We start from the raw sequence: 18701 nt of genomic DNA on the forward strand, positions 1-18701 counted from the left end.
CCCGATTTTCGTGCACCGCAGCATTTCCGGCGATGCAAATCTTTTGTTTTCAGTTACTTGAGATTTCTCCATCGAGAAGTTTGACAACGCTGTCACAACGACGTGGAATGCGCCGCAAGGCAGGCGTGCCCGCCGCACCCGCGCGCCTGCCGTCGCGAACGCCATGCATCCTTCAAAGGGGAGGGAGAGAATGAACCGAGGCAATCACGTGCCCAAGCAACGCCTGCTCACGTCGGCCCTGCTTGTCGCACTCGCCGGACCGGTCGCCGCGCAGGAGACCGCTCCACCGTCCAGCACGACGGCCGACCAGCCGGCCACCGAAGCCGATGAAGTCGCCGAGCTCGACAAGATCGTCGTCACCGGCATCCGCGAGAGCCTGACGTCGTCGATGAACCTCAAGCGCGATGCCCAGGGCATCATGGACGGCATCGTCGCGGAGGACATCGGCAAGTTCCCGGACACCAACCTCGCCGAGTCGCTGCAGCGCATCAGCGGCGTTTCGATCGATCGCACCTCCAGCGGCGAAGGCTCCAAGGTCACCGTCCGCGGCGTCGGCCCCGACTTCAACCTGGTCCTGCTCAACGGCCGCCAGATGCCCGCCGCCAACCTCGGCCCGGGCGGCGGCGGCACCAGCAACTCGCGAGCGTTCGACTTCGCCAACGTCGCCTCCGAGGCGGTGTCCGCGATCGAAGTGTTCAAGACCAGCCGCTCCAGCACCCCGACCGGCGGCATCGGCGCGACGATCAACATCAAGACGACGCGTCCGCTCGAGAACCCGGGCATGCTGGCCAGCGTGGGCGTCAAGGGCGTGCACGACACCTCGGTCGAGAACACGCCGGACCTGTACCCGGGCGAGTCCGTCACGCCGGAGATCTCGGGCATCTTCAGCAACACCTGGGGCGATGGCCGCTTCGGCCTGTCGCTGACCGCCAGCTACCAGGAGCGCGACTCGGCCTTCAGCCAGGCCGCGGTGGCCGACGGCTGGGCGATGTTCCGCGGCGACGACACCAACAGCTGGAACCGCCTGCCTCAGGCCGGCGAGCCGGGCTACGACCAGATCACCAACCGGCCCGGCCCCGACACCATCTACGGACGCCCGCAGAACTTCGGCCTGAGCGTCAACGGCGTGCAGCGCCAGCGCACGAACGGCCAGCTGACCTTCCAGTACGCGCCGACCGACCGCGTCACCACCACGCTGGACTACACCTACTCCGAGAACAAGATCCAGCAGCAGCGCAACGAGCTGTCGGTGTGGTTCAACTACGCGCCGGGTACCAGCTCCTGGACCGACGGCCCGATCGCCGGCCCGCTGGTGTACTCCGAGGACATCCCGGCCGGAAACGCTGACATCTCGATGGGCGGCATGAACCTGGGCACCCGTTACCAGGGCGACTCGCTCGGCTTCAACGTCGCCTGGGAAGTCAACGACGCGTTCGACCTCGAGTTCGATTACCACAACTCCACGGCCGAGGCGCGCCCGGACAGCCCGTGGGGTTCGGCGGGCGTGCTGGGCATCGCCGCCTTCCTGCGCGGAACCACCACCGTCGACTTCAGCAACGACTTCCCGATCCTCAACATCCAGCTTCCGGCCGGCGTGACCCAGATCGAGCCGTCGGATGCCGTGGTGACGGGCTCGGTGTTCCAGAACAGCTACAACAAGTCCGAGGTCGAGCAGTTCCAGGCGCACGGCCAGTTCCGGTTCGAGGACTACTCGGGCCTGGATTTCGGCATTGCCTCGACGGAAGTCAACAACCGCACCGCCGCGGCGGTGATGCAGCGTGATACCTGGGGCGGCGTGGGCACGCCCGCGGACTACGACGACGACCTGTTCTTCGGCGACTACATGGGCGATTACTTCGGCGCCTGGTCGGGCCACGACAGCCCGAACTTCACCGACCGTTTCCTGGTGTTCGACTTCAACCGCCTGCGCGATGCCGTGGCTGGCTTCACGGGGCGCGACGACTGGTACCGCGCACCGACGCAGTTCACCGACGACCTTCGCACCGAAGAGAAGAGCTACAGCGCGTACCTGCAATGGAACAAGACCTTCGACTGGTCGATGCCGCTGCATGCCGCGGTCGGCGTGCGCTACGAAGAGACCGAAGTCGTCTCGGAGGCACTGGTCCGGATCGGCACCGGCATCTCCTGGGATGCCGCCAACGAGCTCTACGTCACCTATGCCGACCAGCAGGGCTTCACCAAGCTCACCGGCGAGTACGACTACTGGCTGCCGTCGGTCGACCTCGCGCTGGAGCTGACGGACAGCATGATCCTGCGCGGCAGCTACAGCCAGAGCATCGGCCGGCCGGGCTGGCAAGACATCCAGGGCGGCCAGCGCCTCGCCAACATCGTGCGCGTGGACGGCGGCGACGGCTCGGCGGGCAACCCGGCGCTGTCACCGCTCGAATCCGACAACTTCGACCTGTCGTTCGAGTGGTACTACGGTGACGCCAGCTACCTCTCGGTGGGTTACTTCCGCAAGAACATCACCAACTTCATCAGCAACACCATCGTCGAAGGGACGCCGTTCAACCTGAACACGCCGGTGGGCGGCACGTATTGGAACAACGCCCTCGCGGCAGGCTGTCCGGCCACCGACATGGTCTGCATCCGCAATTACATCTTCACCAATCACGCGGGCGATCCGGGCGTGACAGTGACCGGCACCGATGCCGCGGGCCAGCTGACCGGCAGCATCGTCGGCCAGCCGGGCGACCCGATCGCGACGTTCGACATCACCCAGCCGGCCAACCAGCGTTCCGACACCCTGGACGGCTGGGAATTCAACCTGCAGCACATGTTCGGCGGCAGCGGGTTCGGCGTGGCGGCGAACTACACCATCGTCGACTCCGGCCTGGTCTTCGACAACATGAGCCTGGGCGACCAGTACCCGATGGTGGGCCTGAGCGATTCGGCGAACCTGGTGCTGTTCTACGACAGGAATGCCTGGCAGGTCCGCGCGGCCTACAACTGGCGCGACGAGTTCCTCAACGGCATCGGTGGCCAGGGTCCGAACCCGAACTACACCGAGGCCTACGGGCAGCTCGACATGAACGTCAGCTACCAGGTCAACGACCACTGGATGCTGTTCGCCGAAGGCATCAACCTGACCGACGAGACGCAGCGCGTGTTCGCGCGGCACACCAACCAGCTGCGTTACGCGACGCAGACCGGGCCGCGCTACATGTTCGGGTTCCGCTATCAGTTCTGATGCCCTTGGCATCGGTGGAGGTGCCCGGCCCGGTGGCCGGGCACCCTGCCCCGTGAAACGCTCCCAGCAGGGGCCGGCACCACCGCCTATGCTGGGCGCCTGATCCGCGCGCGGAGCGTCCCTTGTCAGAAGAAGCCGTACGCCACATCGTCATCCTGGGCGGCGGGTCCGCCGGCTGGCTGGTCGCCGGCCTGATCGCCGCCGACCATGCCACCGCCTCCGGGGCCGGCCTGGCCGTCACCCTCATCGAGTCGCCGGACGTCGCCACCATCGGGGTCGGCGAAGGCACCTGGCCGACCATGCGCGACACCCTGCGCCGCATTGGCGTGTCGGAGAGCGACTTCGTCCGCGAATGCGATGCCGCGTTCAAGCAGGGCTCGAAGTTCATGCGCTGGGCGGAGGACCGTGCCGGCGACCAGTACCACCACCCTTTCATGCTGCCGCAGGGCTACCTGGAGGCCGACCTGGTGGGGGCCTGGCAGGCCCGGCCGGGCACGGAGTTTGCGTCGCTGGTGTCGCCGCAGCCGCACCTGTGCGAGGCGGGTCGCGCCCCCAAGCAGTTCGCCACGCCGGAATTCGCCGCCGTTGCGAACTATGCCTACCACCTCGACGCGGGCAAGCTCGGCGCCTTCCTGCGCCGCCATTGCGTGGAGCGGCTGGGCGTCCGCCACATCCAGGACCATGTCACCGCGGTCGAGAGCCACCCGGGCGGCGACATCCGCGGCCTGCAGACGCGCGACCACGGTCTGGTCGAAGGCGACCTCTTCGTCGACTGCACCGGCCTGCGCGCCCTGCTGATCGGCGAGCATTTCAAGGTGGCGGCCGAGTCCTGCGGCGATACGCTGTTCAATGACCGTGCGATCGCGGTGCAGGTGCCGTATGCCACCGAAGACACGCCGATCGCCTGCCAGACCCTGTCGACGGCCTGTCCGCATGGCTGGATCTGGGACATCGGCCTGCAGACCCGGCGTGGCGTGGGCCACGTCTACTCGAGTGCACACTGCAACGACGCGCTGGCCGCCGAGACGCTGCGGCGCCATGTCGTCGCGACCGGTGGGGCCGATCCCGACCCGGCATCCATGCGGGTGATCCGCTTCGACCCGGGCTTCCGTCGCCGCCAGTGGCACCGCAACTGCGTGGCCATCGGCCTGTCCAGCGGCTTCGTTGAACCGCTGGAGTCGTCGTCCCTGGTGCTGGTCGAACTGGCGGCCACCCTGCTCAGCGAACAGATGCCGGCCACCCGCGCGGCGATGGATACGATCTCGAAGCGGTTCAACGAGGCGTTCGAGTACCGGTGGGACCGCGTCGTCGACTTCCTCAAGCTGCACTACGTGCTGTCGCGACGCGGGGAAGACTACTGGCGCGCCCATCGCGACGCGGCGTCGGTACCGCCGCGGCTGCAGGAGTTGCTGGCACTCTGGCGGCACCAGCCGCCGTCGCGATACGACCTGCCGCGCGTCGACGAGGTGTTCCCCTCTGCGAGCTACCAGTACGTCCTGTACGGGATGGGCTTCAGGCCGGAGCCCCGTGCCACCCGCCGCCGCATGGACGACCCGCGGCCCGCGGAAGGATACTTCGCTGAAGCGGCAACGCTGGCCCGTCGCATGCTGGCCGGCCTGCCCGACCACCGCGCCCTGCTCAAGCACGCCCGCTCGCAGGGCCTGCCCCGCCTCTGACCCTGGATACGATGAGCCAGCACGCCGCACTCGACCCCGCCCTGCACCGCGACCTGCGCGTCGACATGTCGCGGGGCGCCGCCTTGGGCGACGCCCTGATGTTCGCGCCGACCTTCCCGGCCGAGTTCCGCAACGTCCAGGCGCACTACCCGATCGTGTTCCACAAGGATGCCGCCGGACGCTTCCAGCCAGTCGCGCTGTTCGGCTTCGGGCCAGGGCAGAACCTGTATCTCGACGGCACGCGCTGGGAGGCCGGCTACCTGCCGCTGGCGGTCGAACGCCAGCCATTCCTGATCGGCAGCGGCGCGGAGCCCAGCGTGCACGTCGACCTCGACAGCCCGCGCGTGGGCGCGGCGACCGGCGAGCCGCTGTTCGATGCCGGCGGCCAGGCGACGCCCACCCTCGAACGGGCGATCGCGGTCCTGCGGACCCTGCACGAGGGCCTGCAGTCGAACGCCGCCTTCGTGGCGACGCTGCTCGAGCATGACCTGCTGGAGTCCTTCGTCCTCGATGTCGAACTGGACGACGGCAGCCAGCATCGGCTGTCGGGCTTCTACGCGATCCACGAGGAACACCTGCGGTCGCTGGCACCGGAAACGGCAGGACGCCTGCATGCGCAGGGCTGGCTGGAGGCCGCCTACATGGCCCTGGCCTCGCTGGGCCAGCTTCGGGCGCTGATCGAACGGGCACGGGGCCATGCTCGCGCCCGCTGAAGCCATCGAAGAGCGCCACGGGCTCGCCGCGGGCGAACTGCCGGACGAGGTGCTCGACGGCGACCGCCCGGTCGTGCTGCGCGGCGCCGTCGCGCACTGGCCGATGGTCGGCGCATCACGGGGCCCGGCACGCGATGCGGCCGCCTACCTCAACGGGTTCCGCCGTGCAGACGCGCCGCCGGTGGTGGCGACGGTCGGCCCACCTTCGATCCAGGGCCGCTTCTTCTACAACGATGACCTGAGCGGGTTCAATTTCCGGCAGGAGCAGGTGCCGCTGCATGTCGTGCTGGGCACACTCTTGAAGTACGAGACCGACCCGGCGCCACCGGCGATCTACGTCGGTTCGACCAGCATCGACACCTGGCTGCCGGGCTTTCGCAGCGACAACGCGCTCGACTTCGGTCCGCGCGACCCGCTCGCCAGCATCTGGATCGGCAACCGCACGCGGATTGCGCCCCACCAGGACGTGCCGGACAACCTCGCCTGCGTGGTCGCCGGCCGGCGGCGCTTCACCCTGTTCCCGCCGGAGCAGTTGCGTAACCTCTACGTGGGCCCCCTGGACTTCACGCCCGCGGGGCAGCCGATCAGCCTCGTGGACCTGGACGCACCCGACCTCGAGCGTTTCCCCCGGTTCGCGGAGGCCATGGCGCATGCGCGCGTCGTCGAACTCCAGGCCGGCGATGCGATCTTCATCCCCAGCCTGTGGTGGCACCAGATCGAGGCGCTGGATGCGTTCAACGTACTGGTGAATTACTGGTGGCGACGCACGCCGGCCTGGATGGACACGCCGATGAACGCGCTGATGCTGGCCCTGGCGACCGTGCGCGACCTGCCACCCGCGCAGCGCGCGGCCTGGCAGGACGCCTTCAACCACTACGTGTTCGAACCCGGCGACGCCACCGCCGGCCACATCCCCGATACCGCGCGCCGCAGCCTCGGACCGTTCGACGAACGGCGCGCCAAAGAGCTGCGCGAGTGGCTCAGGAACCGACTGGACCGCTGACCATGCCCACCCCGCACGATGCCTTGCCTTTCCCGACACGTCCCGTGCGGCGCGTCGTCATCGCCGGTGGCGGCACCGCAGGGTGGATGGCGGCGGCCGGCCTGTCGCGGGCGCTGGGCAAGGCCGTCGAGATCGTCCTCGTCGAGTCGGAGGAAATCGGGACGATCGGCGTCGGCGAGGCGACCATCCCGACGCTGATGACGTTCCACCGCCTGCTCGACATCAAGGAGCAGGCGTTCATGGCCGCGACCCAGGCGACCGTCAAACTGGGCATCCAGTTCGACAACTGGCGGCAGGTCGGCCACCGCTACTTCCATTCCTTCGGCACCACCGGGAAGGACCACTGGATGGCGAACTTCGTCCACTTCTGGCGGCGCGGCCGCGAGGAAGGCGTGGCCGAGGACTACGACCAGTACTGCGTGGAACTGCTGGCCGCGCTGGAGAACCGTTTCGCACACCTGCCCCGCAACGGGGTCAACTACGCCTACCACCTCGACGCCACCCTGTACGCGCGCTACCTGCGCCGCTTCAGTGAAAGCTTCGGCGCGCGGCGGATCGAAGGCCGCATCGTCGACGTCCTGACCGATGCGACGACCGGCTTCATCGAGGCGATCACGCTGGCCGATGGGCAGCGGATCGAAGGCGACCTCTTCATCGACTGCACCGGGTTCCGTGCGCTGCTGATCGGGCAGACGCTCGGCGTGGCGTTCGAGGACTGGTCGCACTGGCTGCTCAACGACCGCGCGTTTGCCGTCCCGACCGTCCTCGCCGGCGACCCGGTGCCCTATACCCGCTCGATCGCCGAGGCAGGCGGCTGGCAGTGGCGCATCCCGCTGCAGCACCGCGCCGGCAACGGGATCGTCTATTCCAGCCGGCACATGGACGACGACACCGCACGCAGCACCCTGCTGGGCAGCCTCGACGCCGAGCCGCTGCGGGACCCGATCCAGTTGCGCTTCAGGCCTGGGCAGCGCCAGCGCTACTGGCACCGGAACTGCGTGGCGATCGGCCTGGCCGCGAGCTTCGTCGAGCCGCTGGAATCGACCACGATCCACATGATCCAGCGCGGCATCGTGCGACTGCTGCAGAGCTTCCCGGACGTGATCACGCCCGAGGGCATCGACGCCTACAACGCGCAGCTCGCCGGCGAGATGGAGCACGTGCGCGATTTCGTGATCCTGCACTACCACGCGACCGGGCGGCGCGACACCGACTACTGGCGGACGGTCGCCACGATGGACCTGCCGGCGTCGTTGCAGGCACGCATCGACCTGTTCCGCGAGACCGGCAACGTCTTCCACGTGCCGATGGAGCTGTTCGCGGAGAACTCCTGGATCCAGGTGATGATGGGCCAGGGCATCGAGCCCCGCCAGTTCCACCCGGCGGCCCGGGTGATGAGCCCGCCGGACCTGGCGCGCTTCCTGCGGGACGTGCAGGTCCAGGCGCGGCGTACGGTCGATGGCCTGCCGCGCCACGGCGACTACCTGCGGCAGTACTGCCCCGCGCCCGCGCCATGACGGCCAACCGCCCGATCCCGTGCTTGAAGTGCCCGGCATGCCTGCCTAGATTGGCCGGCATGACAACGCTTGGCCACCGTGTCGCGCGTTCGCACCCTTTCCTGGAAGGACCTCCCTGATGCGCGTGCGCATTGAAGACGTGGCCAAGGCCGCCGGCGTGTCGATGAAGACCGTGTCGCGGGTGCTCAACAACGAGCCCACCGTGCGCGACGCCACGCGCGAACGCGTGCAGGCCGCGGCGAAGGCGCTGAACTACCGCCCGGACCCCTCGGCGCGCCGGCTCGCCGGCCGCCGTTCCTACCTGGTGGCCCTGTTGTACGACAACCCGTCGGCGAGTTACGTCATGGAAGCGCTGGAAGGCGTCGTCGAGACCTGCCAGGCCCACCACTACGGCATGATGGTCCAGCCGCTGGATTACACCGACCCGGAGCTGATCGCGGGCATCGAGTCGCTGGTGGCGATCTCCAAGATCGACGGGCTGATCCTCACCCCGCCCCTGACCGACATGACCGCCCTGCTCGACCGGCTGGACGAGCTCAACATCCCGCATTCCTGCATCTCGCCGAACAACCGGCGCGGCGGCATCGGCGTCACCCTGCAGGAACATGACGCGGCGCAGGACATGGTCAGCCACCTGGTCGAACTTGGCCACACCCGCATCGCCCACATCAAGGGCCACTCCGCGCATGGCGCCAGCGACTGGCGGCTGGCGGGCTACCGCAGCGGACTGCGCCGCGCCGGCCTGCGCTACGACCCGGCGCTGGTGATCGACGGCGAATTCTCCTTCGACTCGGGCCGTGCCGCGGCCGAGGCGCTGCTGGCCCTGCCGGAGCGGCCCACGGCGATCTTCGCGGCCAACGACGACATGGCCACCGGGGTCATGGGCGTGCTGCACGAGCGCGGCCTGTCGATCCCGGGCGACATCTCGGTATGCGGTTTCGATGACACGCCGATTTCCCGCCAGGTCTTCCCCGCCCTCACGACCATCCACCAGCCGGTCCGCGAGATGGCGCACGAGGCGACGCTGCAGCTCATCAAGGCGATCAAGGACCCGGCGTCCGGCACCCTGGTCCAGTTGCCCTATGCGCTCCAGGCCCGGCAATCGACCGGGCCTGCACCGGGCACCTGAGCGGCCGCGAGCGGTTGCCGGAAAGGCGACGGCCGCTCGGACCGCCGCCCCTCCATGCCGGTTACCAGAAGACGGCGTACAGCGCGGTCAGGATGGCGACCACGCCGATCGCGGCGACATTGAAGCCGCCGGTGGTGCGGTAGCTGACGTCGTCGGTGCGGATGAAGTCCCGGCCGTTCGCCTGCGGTGCCAGCTTCGAAACGACCACAGCGAGCGCCAGCGCCAGCAGGAACACCAGGCCGACGCGGTCGATGAAGGGCAGCGACGGCCAGGCCAGCTTCAGAACGATCGACAGCAGGAAGGAACCGATCGCCGCGGCCAGCGCGCCGGCTTCGTTGGCGCCCTTCCAGAACACGCCCAGCAGGAAGATCACCACGATGCCCGGGGTGAAGAAGCCGGTGTACTCCTGGATGTACTGGAAGGCCTGGTCGAAACTGCCCAGCAGCGGCTTGGCCGCGAGCACGGCGACCACCATCGCCACCGCCGACACGATGCGCCCGACGCGTACCAGGTGGCGCCCGTCGCGGTCCTTGTTCCGGTTGTAGAAATCGAGCGTGAAGATCGTCGACACCGAGTTCGACATCGACGCCAGCGAAGACACGATGGCCGCGATCAGCGCCGCGAACACCAGGCCCAGGATGCCGGTGGGCAGCAGCGCCATCATCGACGGATAGGCCTCGTCGGGTCGGCTGAGGTCCGGCGCCAGCAGCACGGCGGCCAGGCCGGGCACCACCACGACCACCGGCATCAACAGCTTGAGGTAGGACGCGAACATCAGGCCCTTCTGCGCCTCCGCGATGTCCTTCGCCGCGAGCGCCCGCTGGATGATGTACTGGTTGAAACCCCAGTAGCTGACGTTCATGACCCACATGCCGCCGATCAGCACGCTGATGCCGGGCAGGTCCTTGTAGAACGGACTTTCCGGGCCGAGGATCATGTGGAAGTGGTCCGGGCTCTCGTCCACCAGGCGCTGGAAGCCGGCCCACATGCCGTTGCCGCCGGACACCTGGTCCAGGCAGATGGCGACGAGCAACAACCCGCCGAGCACCAGCAGGACGACCTGCACGATGTCGGTCAGCGCGACGGCCTTCAGGCCGCCGTACAGCTGGTAGGCGAGCGCGAACAGGGCCAGTCCGACCAGGGCCTCGAACTGGCCGATGCCGGAGACGTGCGCGATCGCCAGCGAGCCCAGCCAGAGCACCGAGGTCAGGTTCACGAAGACATACAGGCCCAGCCAGAACACCGCCATCAGCGTGCGGATGTTGCCGCCATACCGCTTTTCGAGGAACTGCGGCATGGTGTGGATGCCGTTGCGCAGGAACACCGGCAGGAAGAACTTGGCGACGATGATCAGCGTGGCCGCCGCCATCCACTCGTAGGACGCGATGGCCAGCCCGAGCGCATAGCCCGAACCCGACATGCCGATGATCTGTTCGGCGGAAATGTTGGCGGCGATCAGCGAGGCGCCGATGGCCCACCACGGCAGCGACTTGCCGGCGAGGAAGTAGTCGTCCGCCGACTTGCGGTGCCCGGCCTTCTCGCGCGACACCCATTGCGCGAGCAGGAAGATGCCGACCAGGTACGCGACCAGGATCGCGAGGTCCAATGTCTCGAGTTTCACGTTGCCCCCAGGGTGTTCCGGTTCATGTCATGGCGCCGGCGGCCCCCTGCCATCGGCGCGGCGTGGATGGAGCGGGGACGGGGCCCTTCGGGTAGCCCCGCCGTGCCGCGGTCAGCGCGTGCAGTCCAGGGTGTGGGCGGCGGCGTTCGCGGATTCAAGCGACACCTTGGCCACCGACAGCACCATCGGGCCGTCGGAAGCCAGCCGCGCGGGCATGGCCACCTTCGTCATGTCGGCACCGGCCGTGGCCAGGCATTCGAGCGGGACGGCCAGCGTGGTCCACTCGCCCCCGGGCAGCGACCGCAGCAGGTTCCCTATCGCGACCTCGCCCCCGCAGCCGTCGCCACAACCGATTCCGAGCGTGGCCTCGCCCTCCGGGGAGTCGTCGACGCGGGCCTCGAACTGGAGCGTGAGGTCGCCATTGCTTTCCCGGCTGATGTCGGTCGGCGTGTTGAGCTCGAGGCGCCATGCGCCCGCGCCCGCCCATTCGATGCGTCGCGCCGACTCCTGCGCCCCGTGGTCGACCGCGGTCATGCGCAGGCTGCCGTCGGGCAACGCCGCGGGCAGGTCGTGGATGGACTGCTGGCCGCCATCGGTCCCCTCGAAGGCGTGCATGACGCCCAGGGCGGGGGTACCCCGCGCGAACCACAGGCCGCGCTGGCCGCCGCCGGCATCGACGCCGGCCTCTTCGGGCAGGGGCGCGAGTTCCTCGGGCGAGGCATAGGTCAGGCCATGGCCGAAGGCGAACTGCGGGTCGTAACCCTCCTGGCCGACGTTGTTGGCGTACTGCACCGCCGTGCGCGGCCAGCTGAAGGACAGCGTGCCCTCGAAGTCGTGCTGGACCTCGCCTCCCGCATCGCGCAACAGCACGTCGGCGACGCCCTCGCCCTCGGAACCCGGCAGCCAGGCGGCGACGAATGCATCGGAGGCGTTGATCTCGCGGTTGACCCACAGCGGCCGGCCGCTGATGAACACCGACACCACCGGGATGCCATCGGCCTTGAGCCTCTTCAGCAGGTCGAGGTCGGTGGTGTCACCATTGCGATAGAGCAGGTTCGGGATATCGCCCTGGAACTCCGCATACGGGTCTTCGCCGAACACGACCACGGCGACGTCGGGTCGGGCCTCATAGTGGCCGTCCACCGAGAGCACCGCCTCGCCCCCGGCCGCCCTGGCCTGGTCGCGGATGCCCTCGAAAATCGTGGTTGCGTTCGGGAAGTCCTCGCGGCGGGTACCGGTGCCCTGCCAGTTGAGCGTCCAGCCGCCCGCCTGCTTGGTCATGTTGTGGGCGCCATCGCCGGCGACCAGGATGCGCTGCTTCGGCGACAGCGGCAGGACCCCGCCATTGTTCTTGAGCAGCACCAGTGATTCGCGCACGGCCTCGCGCGCCACTTCTCGATGTTCCGGCGCGCCCAGCAGTTCGAATTTGCCTCCCAGTGCGCGTTCGGATGGCTTGCCGGCCTCGAACAGGCCCAGCCGCATCTTGACCCGCAGGATACGGGCGACGGCGTCGTCCAGTCGCTCCGTCGCGATCCCGCCCGACTTCACCGCCGCCAGCGTGTTCTCGTACATGCCCTTCCAGCTGTCCGGCGCCATCGGCATGTCGAGGCCGGCGTTGATGCTGGCCGGGCAATCTTCGTTGCTGCAGCCCTGGACCTGGCCATGGCCGTTCCAGTCGCCGACAACGAAGCCCCCGAACTGCATCCGGTCCTTCAGTACATCGGTCAAGAGATACCGGTTGCCGTGCATCTTCTCGCCGTTCCAGCTGTTGAAAGACGCCATCACCGACTGTGCCCCGGCGGCGATCGCCGGTGGATAGCCGGCACCGTGCACGCGCGCAAGCGTGGCTTCGTCCACGGCGGTATCGCCCTGGTCCTTGCCGGCGGTGGTGCCGCCGTCGCCGAGGAAGTGCTTGACCGAGACGATGACGTGCGCGTCGTCGAGGAAGTCCTCGTCGCCGACCTTGCCCTGCAGGCCTTCGACCACCGCCGGCGCGAACTCGGCGACCACCTCGGGCGATTCGGAATAGCCTTCATAGGTACGGCCCCAACGGTCGTCCTGCGGGACCGCCACGGTCGGCGCGAAGGCCCACTCCATGCCGGTCACGCGGGTCTCGATGGCGGTGACGCGGCCGATCCGGCGCATCAGTTCGGCGTCGCGGGTCGCACCGAGTCCGATGTTGTGCGGAAACAGGGTCGCACCGACGATGTTGCTCTGGCCATGCACGGCGTCGATGCCGAAGATCACCGGGATCGCGTGGCCACCGTCGGCGGTGTCCATTGACGCTTCGTGGAAGGCATCCGCCAGCGCCAGCCAGTCGGCCGGCGATGCGTCGTAGCGGCCGCCCGGATCGGAGTTGCCGCCGGCCAGCACGGAGCCGATGTGGTAGGTGCGCACGTCGTCCGGAGTGATCGTGGAAATGTCGCCCTGGATGAGCTGGCCGACCTTCTCTTCGACGCTCATGTCGGCCAGCAACGCCTGGATGCGGGCCTCGATCGCGGGATCCTCCGCCAGCGGCCAGGACACTTCGGGCCACGGCGATCCCGCCTCGCCGGCGGCTTCGGCCGCGAGCGGGGCGTCATCGCCCGGGGCGTTGCTGCATGCCACCAGCGCGCATGCCAGACTCAGCGCCACCGCCAGCCCCAACGGGCGCATGGCCCCCACGTCACCTGCCAACTTGATCCGCACTGCGTTCCTCCCCGAGCGTCGTGATGGTCCAAGGGCAGCCCACACGCTGCCGACGGCGTACCGTCCCGAATAATGGCAGCGCTGTCAAACGGCGCCGGAAGACGGTCACGGTCCGCGTCACGGGGATCCGGCACACGCCTCGTCCGAACGTCGCGCGAAACCCGCTCGACACCGGCAAGCCCATGATCCGGAAGAGATTTCAACCCGTCATGGGGTGACCACAACGTTCAGGAGCGCGCGACGTGACGCAGGCACCGGATGCTGCAGGACAGCATCCGGCTGCGCGATGTCCGCGATCGCGGCCCCTGATCCGGGCCCGCAACCCGACGTGCATCAGCGTGCCGGCAGGGCCGCAAGGGTGTCGCGGGCGACGGCCTCGAGGCCGGCATCGCGCGAGAGATCGCGCTCGATCGTGCCGCGGTTGTAGGCACTCCACAGCACGCGCACGCTGCGCGGCTCCAGCGCCTCGACCAGCAGCCCGCCCTCGACCGCAGCGGCGGTCTTCATCTTGAACACCGGCAGCCCGTCGTCGGATCGGGTCACAAGCTGTGAACAGCTGCCGCCGCTGCACTCGAATCCGGCTTCGCGCTCATCGACTTCGCCACGCACGCCGGACACGGAGGACACTTCCTGGACGTCACGGACCCCGACGCGGAAGGCCACGATGAAATCGGCGGTGGCGGGATCGCCGGCCGGGGCGTAGCCCTTGGCGGCCAGCGCCTCGTCGAACGCCGCCTGCAGGTGGGCACGGAACGCCGGGTCCTGTACGCGCACATCCTGCTCGGCCTGCAACTGCGCGGGCATGTCGACCCAGGCATAGGTCGCGCCCGGCAGGGTCGCCGCCGGCACCCGCACCGTCACGTGGGCCCGCGGGCCTTCCGGCGCGGGCACGCTGTAGCAGGCGGCCAGCGCGATCGGGAGGAGAAGGGCCAGGGCCGCGCAACGCAGGCGGCGGGACGGGACGCGGGAGGGGACGGAAACGGACATGGCGACTCCAGATAGAGGGCCCGGGCGTCCGGGCGAAGGTCGCCGGCATTATCCCCCATGCGTCCGTACCCGCCAGCGTGGCTCAGAAGCAGGTGCGCAGCGTATCGATGACCCGGTAGTCGTCGTCGACGCGATGGAGCTGCGTCCACTTGTCGAAGGTCAGGCAGGGGTGGGAGGTACCGAAGCCCAGCATGTCGCCGATGCGCAGGTCCGCGCCGGCATCGAACCGCATCACCGCATGCTGGTCCATCATGGACACCACCTGCCAGTCCGCGCCCGCCTCGCGCGGACCGCCCTCGCGCCCCGGTCGATGGTGCCGCAGCGGCACGGGCAGGCCGGCATCGAAGGCGACGTCGCGCTTGCCCATGCCGACGATGGCGTGCCCGGGTTCGGGAATGGACTGCACGTGGGCCCATACCTCCAGCGCCTGCCGCAGGTCCCCGACCATCCCCATTGCATCCGAACTTCGCGCCATCACCTGCGCCTGGCCGTGCATGCACAGGCCGTGGTCGTGGATCAGGTAACAGCCCGGCCGGATGACCGGGACGACCCGGTCCCTCGGCGATTCCGTGAACACGCCGGTCACCAGGTCGTACCAGGCCGAGCCCGCGCCACTCAGCAGTACCTCGCCTTCGTCGAAGGCCGCTTCGTCGAGCAGGACGTGGGCGATGTCGCGGACGCGGCGCAGGTGGGCGGTCACCTCGGTCGCGGCGGCGGCCGGCGTTTCGGCGTGGACCACCCCTTCATACGTCTCGATGCCGCGCAGTCGCAATGGCGGGGCCGCACGCACGGCCGCGACGACATCGCGGACCGCGTCGACGGAGCGACACCCGCAGCGTGCGCCTGCAATGCCGATCTCGACGAGCACCTGCAACACCTGGCCGCGGGCGCTGAAGAAACGGGCCAGCGCCTCGACGTTGGCGACCGAGTCGACGAGGCAATACACGTCCATGCCACCGGCGATCGCGTCGGCGACCACGGCCATGTTGCGTTCGCCGACCAGCTGGTTGGCCATCAGCACGCGTGGAATCCCGTGCGCGGCGGCCGCGGCCACCTGCGGCGCGGTCGCCAGGGTGATCGCCCAGGCGCCGGCCTCGACCTGCTCATGGAACAGTCGCGGCGACATCGTGGTCTTGCCGTGTGGCGCGAGGCGGACGCCATGGCGGTCGGCGAAGGCCTGCATCCAGCGCAGGTTGTGGCGCAGCGCGTCGTCCCGCAGCACGGCCGCGGGCAGGCTGAGCGCGCCCTCGAGCAGGCCGGGGCGATCCCCGGCGGCGGGATCGACGGCGCCCTTGGTGGATGCGGACATGGCAGGTCTCCCGGAAGTGGCGGGGATCGCAGTGTGGCGCGCCCGCGGACTTGGTAATAACACCCGGAAATGGTAGAACCTGTTGGTAGTTAATACCAACCCTCCGGACCTGCCGTCATGGGCCACCGCCCCGACATCGTCAACCGGCTCCGCGCGCGATACCCGAAGTTACCGAACAGCGAGCGCAAGCTCGCCGACGTGGTGCTGGGCGACCTGGCGTTCGCCGCGCACGCAAGCCTGGACAGTCTGGCGCGCCGCGCTGGCGTCGGCGGCGCCAGCGTCACCCGCTTCGCCCGCCGCCTGGACTGCCGCGACGTCCGCGACCTCAAACTCCAGCTGGCGCAATCGCTGGCGGTCGGCGAGCGGTTCATCGAGGACCGCGACCGCGCGGTCGGGCCGTCGGGCGTGCACGCGGCGATCGAAGCCACGTTGCGCCTCAATGCCAGCCTGCTCGACCCGGAGGCCATCAAGGCGGCGGCCCGTCGCCTCGGCGATTCGCGACAGGTCCTGGTGTTCGGCGTCGGTGGCGGTTCGACCGCATTGGCGATGGAGTGCCAGTTCCGCCTGTTCCGCTTCGGCATCGCCGCCACCGCCTACTCGGACCCGATGCTGATGCGCATGGCCGCGGCGACCCTGGAAGCCCAGGACACCGTACTGTGCCTCTCCCTCAGCGGCCATGGCGATGACGTCGTGGAAGCCGCGTCGATTGCCCGCGAGTATGCCGCCCACTGCATCGCCATCACGCCGGGGGGAAGTCCGCTCGCCGCCGCGGCCGACCGGCTGCTGCCGATCGAGCTGCACGAGACCGACGACATCTACACGCCGAGCACCGGGCGCTTCGCCATGCTGGCGATGATCGACGTGCTGGTCACCGAGCTCGCGCAGGCGCATCCGCAGCGCAGCCGGGAGATGCTGCGCCGGCTCAAGCACCACCTCGATGCCCACCGCGGCGGCGGCGACCGCCAGCCGCTGGGCGACTGAGGCACGCCGGCATGCGCGTGGACACCCTGATCCGGGGCGCCCGGGTGGTCGACGGCAGCGGCGGTGACGTGCGCGCGCTCGACGTCGGCATCATCGGCGACCGGCTCGCAGTGCTCGCGCCCGGCGCATCCTGCAAGGCCACGCGGACCGTGGATGCCGCCGGTCTGCACCTCGCGCCCGGCTTCATCGACATCCATACCCATGACGACACCGTGGCCGTGACGGCCCCGGCCATGCGCGCCAAGCTCAGCCAGGGCGTGACCACGGTGGTCGTCGGCAACTGCGGCATCAGCGCCAGCCCGGTGACCCTGCGCGGCGCACCTCCCAACCCGATGAACCTCCTGGGCGGTGCCGACGCCTTCCGTTACCCGCGGTTCGCCGACTACGCCGCCGCGATCGAGCAGGCGCGACCGAACGCCAACGTCGCGGCCCTCGTCGGCCACACCGCGCTGCGCGCCAACCATCTCGAACGGCTCGACCGTGCAGCGACGCCGGGCGAGATCGACGCAATGCGCCGGCAGCTGCGCGAGGCGCTGGACGAGGGCGCGATCGGCCTGAGTTCGGGTCTTGCCTATGACAGCGCGCGCGCCGCGCCCACGGCCGAGGTCATGGCCCTGGTCGTGGAACTGGCGACGCATGACGCGCTCTACACCACGCACCTGCGCACGGAGTTCGAAGGCGTGTTCGATGCCATCCGGGAAGCGCTGGACACCGCCGCCCACGGCCGGGTGCGCCTGCTGGTCTCGCACCTCAAGTGCGCCGGCGCCGGCACCTGGGGCCGGTCGGGCGAACTGCTGGCCCAGCTCGACGCCGGCGCGACCGGACAACCGGTCGCCTGCGACTGCTACCCCTACGCAGCCAGCGCCAGCACCATCGATCCGGAGCAGGTACGACCGGGCACCACGGTGTGGATCAGCGGGTCCACGCCGCACCCGGAACAGGCCGGGCGCGGGCTCGACGCCATCGCCGCCGACTGGGGCATGTCCCAAGTCGATGCGGCCCGGCGCCTGATGCCCGGCGGCGCGGTGTACCACTGCATGCAGGAGTCCGACGTGCAGGCGATCCTGGTGCATCCACGCACCATGATCGGCTCCGACGGCCTGCCCGCCGACCCGCGCCCGCATCCGCGGCTGTGGGGCACCTTCCCGCGCGTGCTCGGCCACTACAGCCGCGAACTGGGCCTGTTCGACCTGCCCACCGCGATCCACCGCATGACCGGCCTGTCGGCGGACTGGCTGCGCCTCGAACGGCGCGGCCGGATCGCGGACGGCTTCCATGCCGACCTGGTCCTGTTCGACGCTGCGCGCATCCGCGACCGTGCCACCTACGAGGCGCCGACACAGCCCGCGGACGGCATCGTCGAAGTGTGGGTCAACGGCATCCCCAGCCACCGTCCCGACATCGACACCCCCGGCCGCGCCGGACGCCTGCTGCGCCGCGGCCCTTCTCCGACCTTCCACTCCACGAGGCATTCCCCATGAGCATCAAGCGGATCGGCGCCGAAGGCGGCACCGGCACTGGCGGCCAGCACCTGCCCTTCTCCCGCGCGGTCGAAGCCGGCGGCTGGCTGTACGTCTCGGGCCAGACCCCCATGCGCGACGGCGAGGTCGTCGAGGGCAGCGTGGTCGAGCAGTCGCGGCTGGCCATCGACAACTGCCTGGCGATCATGCGCGAGGCCGGCTTCGGCCTGGAGCACGTCGTCCATGTCACCGTGATCCTGACCGACGCACGCTACTTCAGCTCGTTCAACAAGGTGTTCAAGGAGGTCTTCGGCGCACACCCGCCCGCGCGGATCTGCTCGGTCTGCGACCTGGTGGTCGACTGCAAGGTCGAAGTCGGCGTCACCTGCTTCAAGGGCTGACCGGG

The 18701-nt window shown here is 69.2% G+C and carries 13 protein-coding genes; 9 read left to right on the forward strand and 4 right to left on the reverse strand.

All coding sequences use genetic code 11. The features are described from left to right. Positions 1-190 precede the first annotated feature (190 nt). The 6 genes from H4F99_RS00625 (at position 191) to H4F99_RS00650 (ending at position 9249) form a co-directional block, all read left to right on the forward strand. On the forward strand, positions 191-3211 hold the full coding sequence (locus H4F99_RS00625) for a TonB-dependent receptor (protein WP_182667778.1): 3021 nt from the start codon (positions 191-193) through the stop codon (positions 3209-3211). Between the two features lie 122 nt (positions 3212-3333). Further along, positions 3334-4887: a tryptophan halogenase family protein gene (locus tag H4F99_RS00630; protein WP_182667779.1), complete on the forward strand. Its 1554-nt coding sequence runs from the start codon at positions 3334-3336 to the stop codon at positions 4885-4887. 11 nt (positions 4888-4898) lie between these two features. Further along, positions 4899-5600 (forward strand): SapC family protein, encoded by a 702-nt coding sequence (locus tag H4F99_RS00635; RefSeq protein ID WP_182667780.1) that lies wholly within the window; start codon positions 4899-4901, stop codon positions 5598-5600. Then, complete coding sequence (locus H4F99_RS00640; protein WP_182667781.1) at positions 5584-6603, forward strand: cupin-like domain-containing protein; 1020 nt, start codon at positions 5584-5586, stop codon at positions 6601-6603. Before H4F99_RS00635 ends, H4F99_RS00640 begins: the two co-directional genes overlap by 17 nt. Positions 6604-6605: 2 nt before the next feature. Beyond that, positions 6606-8120, forward strand: coding sequence for a tryptophan halogenase family protein (locus tag H4F99_RS00645; RefSeq protein WP_182667782.1), 1515 nt, complete (start codon positions 6606-6608; stop codon positions 8118-8120). A 118-nt stretch (positions 8121-8238) separates the two neighbouring features. Then, positions 8239-9249, forward strand: a complete 1011-nt coding sequence (locus tag H4F99_RS00650) for a LacI family DNA-binding transcriptional regulator (RefSeq protein WP_182667783.1) — start codon at positions 8239-8241, stop codon at positions 9247-9249. Positions 9250-9310: 61 nt separating this feature from the next. On the opposite strand, the gene H4F99_RS00655 is transcribed toward H4F99_RS00650, so the two are convergent. The 4 genes from H4F99_RS00655 to H4F99_RS00670 all read right to left on the reverse strand — a co-directional run bounded on the left by H4F99_RS00655 (position 9311) and on the right by H4F99_RS00670 (position 15854). Further along, positions 9311-10870 (reverse strand): sodium:solute symporter family transporter, encoded by a 1560-nt coding sequence (locus H4F99_RS00655; RefSeq protein WP_182667784.1) that lies wholly within the window; start codon positions 10868-10870, stop codon positions 9311-9313. A gap of 111 nt (positions 10871-10981) precedes the next feature. After that, positions 10982-13525: a glycoside hydrolase family 3 protein gene (locus H4F99_RS00660; RefSeq protein ID WP_182668114.1), complete on the reverse strand. Its 2544-nt coding sequence runs from the start codon at positions 13523-13525 to the stop codon at positions 10982-10984. A 366-nt stretch (positions 13526-13891) separates the two neighbouring features. Then, positions 13892-14545 (reverse strand): DUF4136 domain-containing protein, encoded by a 654-nt coding sequence (locus tag H4F99_RS00665; protein ID WP_182667785.1) that lies wholly within the window; start codon positions 14543-14545, stop codon positions 13892-13894. A gap of 82 nt (positions 14546-14627) precedes the next feature. Continuing rightward, the gene (locus H4F99_RS00670) at positions 14628-15854 is read right to left on the reverse strand and encodes an amino acid deaminase (protein ID WP_182667786.1); all 1227 of its coding nucleotides are present in this window, start codon (positions 15852-15854) and stop codon (positions 14628-14630) included. A gap of 117 nt (positions 15855-15971) precedes the next feature. Between H4F99_RS00670 and H4F99_RS00675 the strand changes: the two genes are divergently transcribed. From H4F99_RS00675 to H4F99_RS00685, 3 genes are read left to right on the forward strand one after another with little or no spacing between them, the layout of a single operon-like run. Continuing rightward, complete coding sequence (locus tag H4F99_RS00675; RefSeq protein ID WP_182667787.1) at positions 15972-16835, forward strand: MurR/RpiR family transcriptional regulator; 864 nt, start codon at positions 15972-15974, stop codon at positions 16833-16835. 11 nt (positions 16836-16846) lie between these two features. Next, positions 16847-18316 (forward strand): N-acyl-D-amino-acid deacylase family protein, encoded by a 1470-nt coding sequence (locus H4F99_RS00680; RefSeq protein ID WP_182667788.1) that lies wholly within the window; start codon positions 16847-16849, stop codon positions 18314-18316. Further along, the gene (locus H4F99_RS00685) at positions 18313-18696 is read left to right on the forward strand and encodes a RidA family protein (protein ID WP_182667789.1); all 384 of its coding nucleotides are present in this window, start codon (positions 18313-18315) and stop codon (positions 18694-18696) included. Before H4F99_RS00680 ends, H4F99_RS00685 begins: the two co-directional genes overlap by 4 nt. Positions 18697-18701: the final 5 nt, after the last annotated feature.

The organism is Marilutibacter penaei (assembly GCF_014145395.1).
Classification (GTDB): domain Bacteria; phylum Pseudomonadota; class Gammaproteobacteria; order Xanthomonadales; family Xanthomonadaceae; genus Marilutibacter; species Marilutibacter penaei.

What these genes read in the sequence shown, in the direction of transcription:
- H4F99_RS00625 (WP_182667778.1), top strand. Translation starts at nt 191, where the DNA reads ATGAACCGAGGCAATCACGTGCCCAAGCAACGCCTGCTCACGTCGGCC.
- H4F99_RS00635 (WP_182667780.1), top strand. Translation starts at nt 4,899, where the DNA reads ATGAGCCAGCACGCCGCACTCGACCCCGCCCTGCACCGCGACCTGCGC.
- H4F99_RS00640 (WP_182667781.1), top strand. Translation starts at nt 5,584, where the DNA reads ATGCTCGCGCCCGCTGAAGCCATCGAAGAGCGCCACGGGCTCGCCGCG.
- H4F99_RS00645 (WP_182667782.1), top strand. Translation starts at nt 6,606, where the DNA reads ATGCCCACCCCGCACGATGCCTTGCCTTTCCCGACACGTCCCGTGCGG.
- H4F99_RS00650 (WP_182667783.1), top strand. Translation starts at nt 8,239, where the DNA reads ATGCGCGTGCGCATTGAAGACGTGGCCAAGGCCGCCGGCGTGTCGATG.
- H4F99_RS00660 (WP_182668114.1), bottom strand. Translation starts at nt 13,525, where the DNA reads ATGCGCCCGTTGGGGCTGGCGGTGGCGCTGAGTCTGGCATGCGCGCTG.
- H4F99_RS00665 (WP_182667785.1), bottom strand. Translation starts at nt 14,545, where the DNA reads ATGTCCGTTTCCGTCCCCTCCCGCGTCCCGTCCCGCCGCCTGCGTTGC.
- H4F99_RS00670 (WP_182667786.1), bottom strand. Translation starts at nt 15,854, where the DNA reads ATGTCCGCATCCACCAAGGGCGCCGTCGATCCCGCCGCCGGGGATCGC.
- H4F99_RS00675 (WP_182667787.1), top strand. Translation starts at nt 15,972, where the DNA reads ATGGGCCACCGCCCCGACATCGTCAACCGGCTCCGCGCGCGATACCCG.
- H4F99_RS00680 (WP_182667788.1), top strand. Translation starts at nt 16,847, where the DNA reads ATGCGCGTGGACACCCTGATCCGGGGCGCCCGGGTGGTCGACGGCAGC.
- H4F99_RS00685 (WP_182667789.1), top strand. Translation starts at nt 18,313, where the DNA reads ATGAGCATCAAGCGGATCGGCGCCGAAGGCGGCACCGGCACTGGCGGC.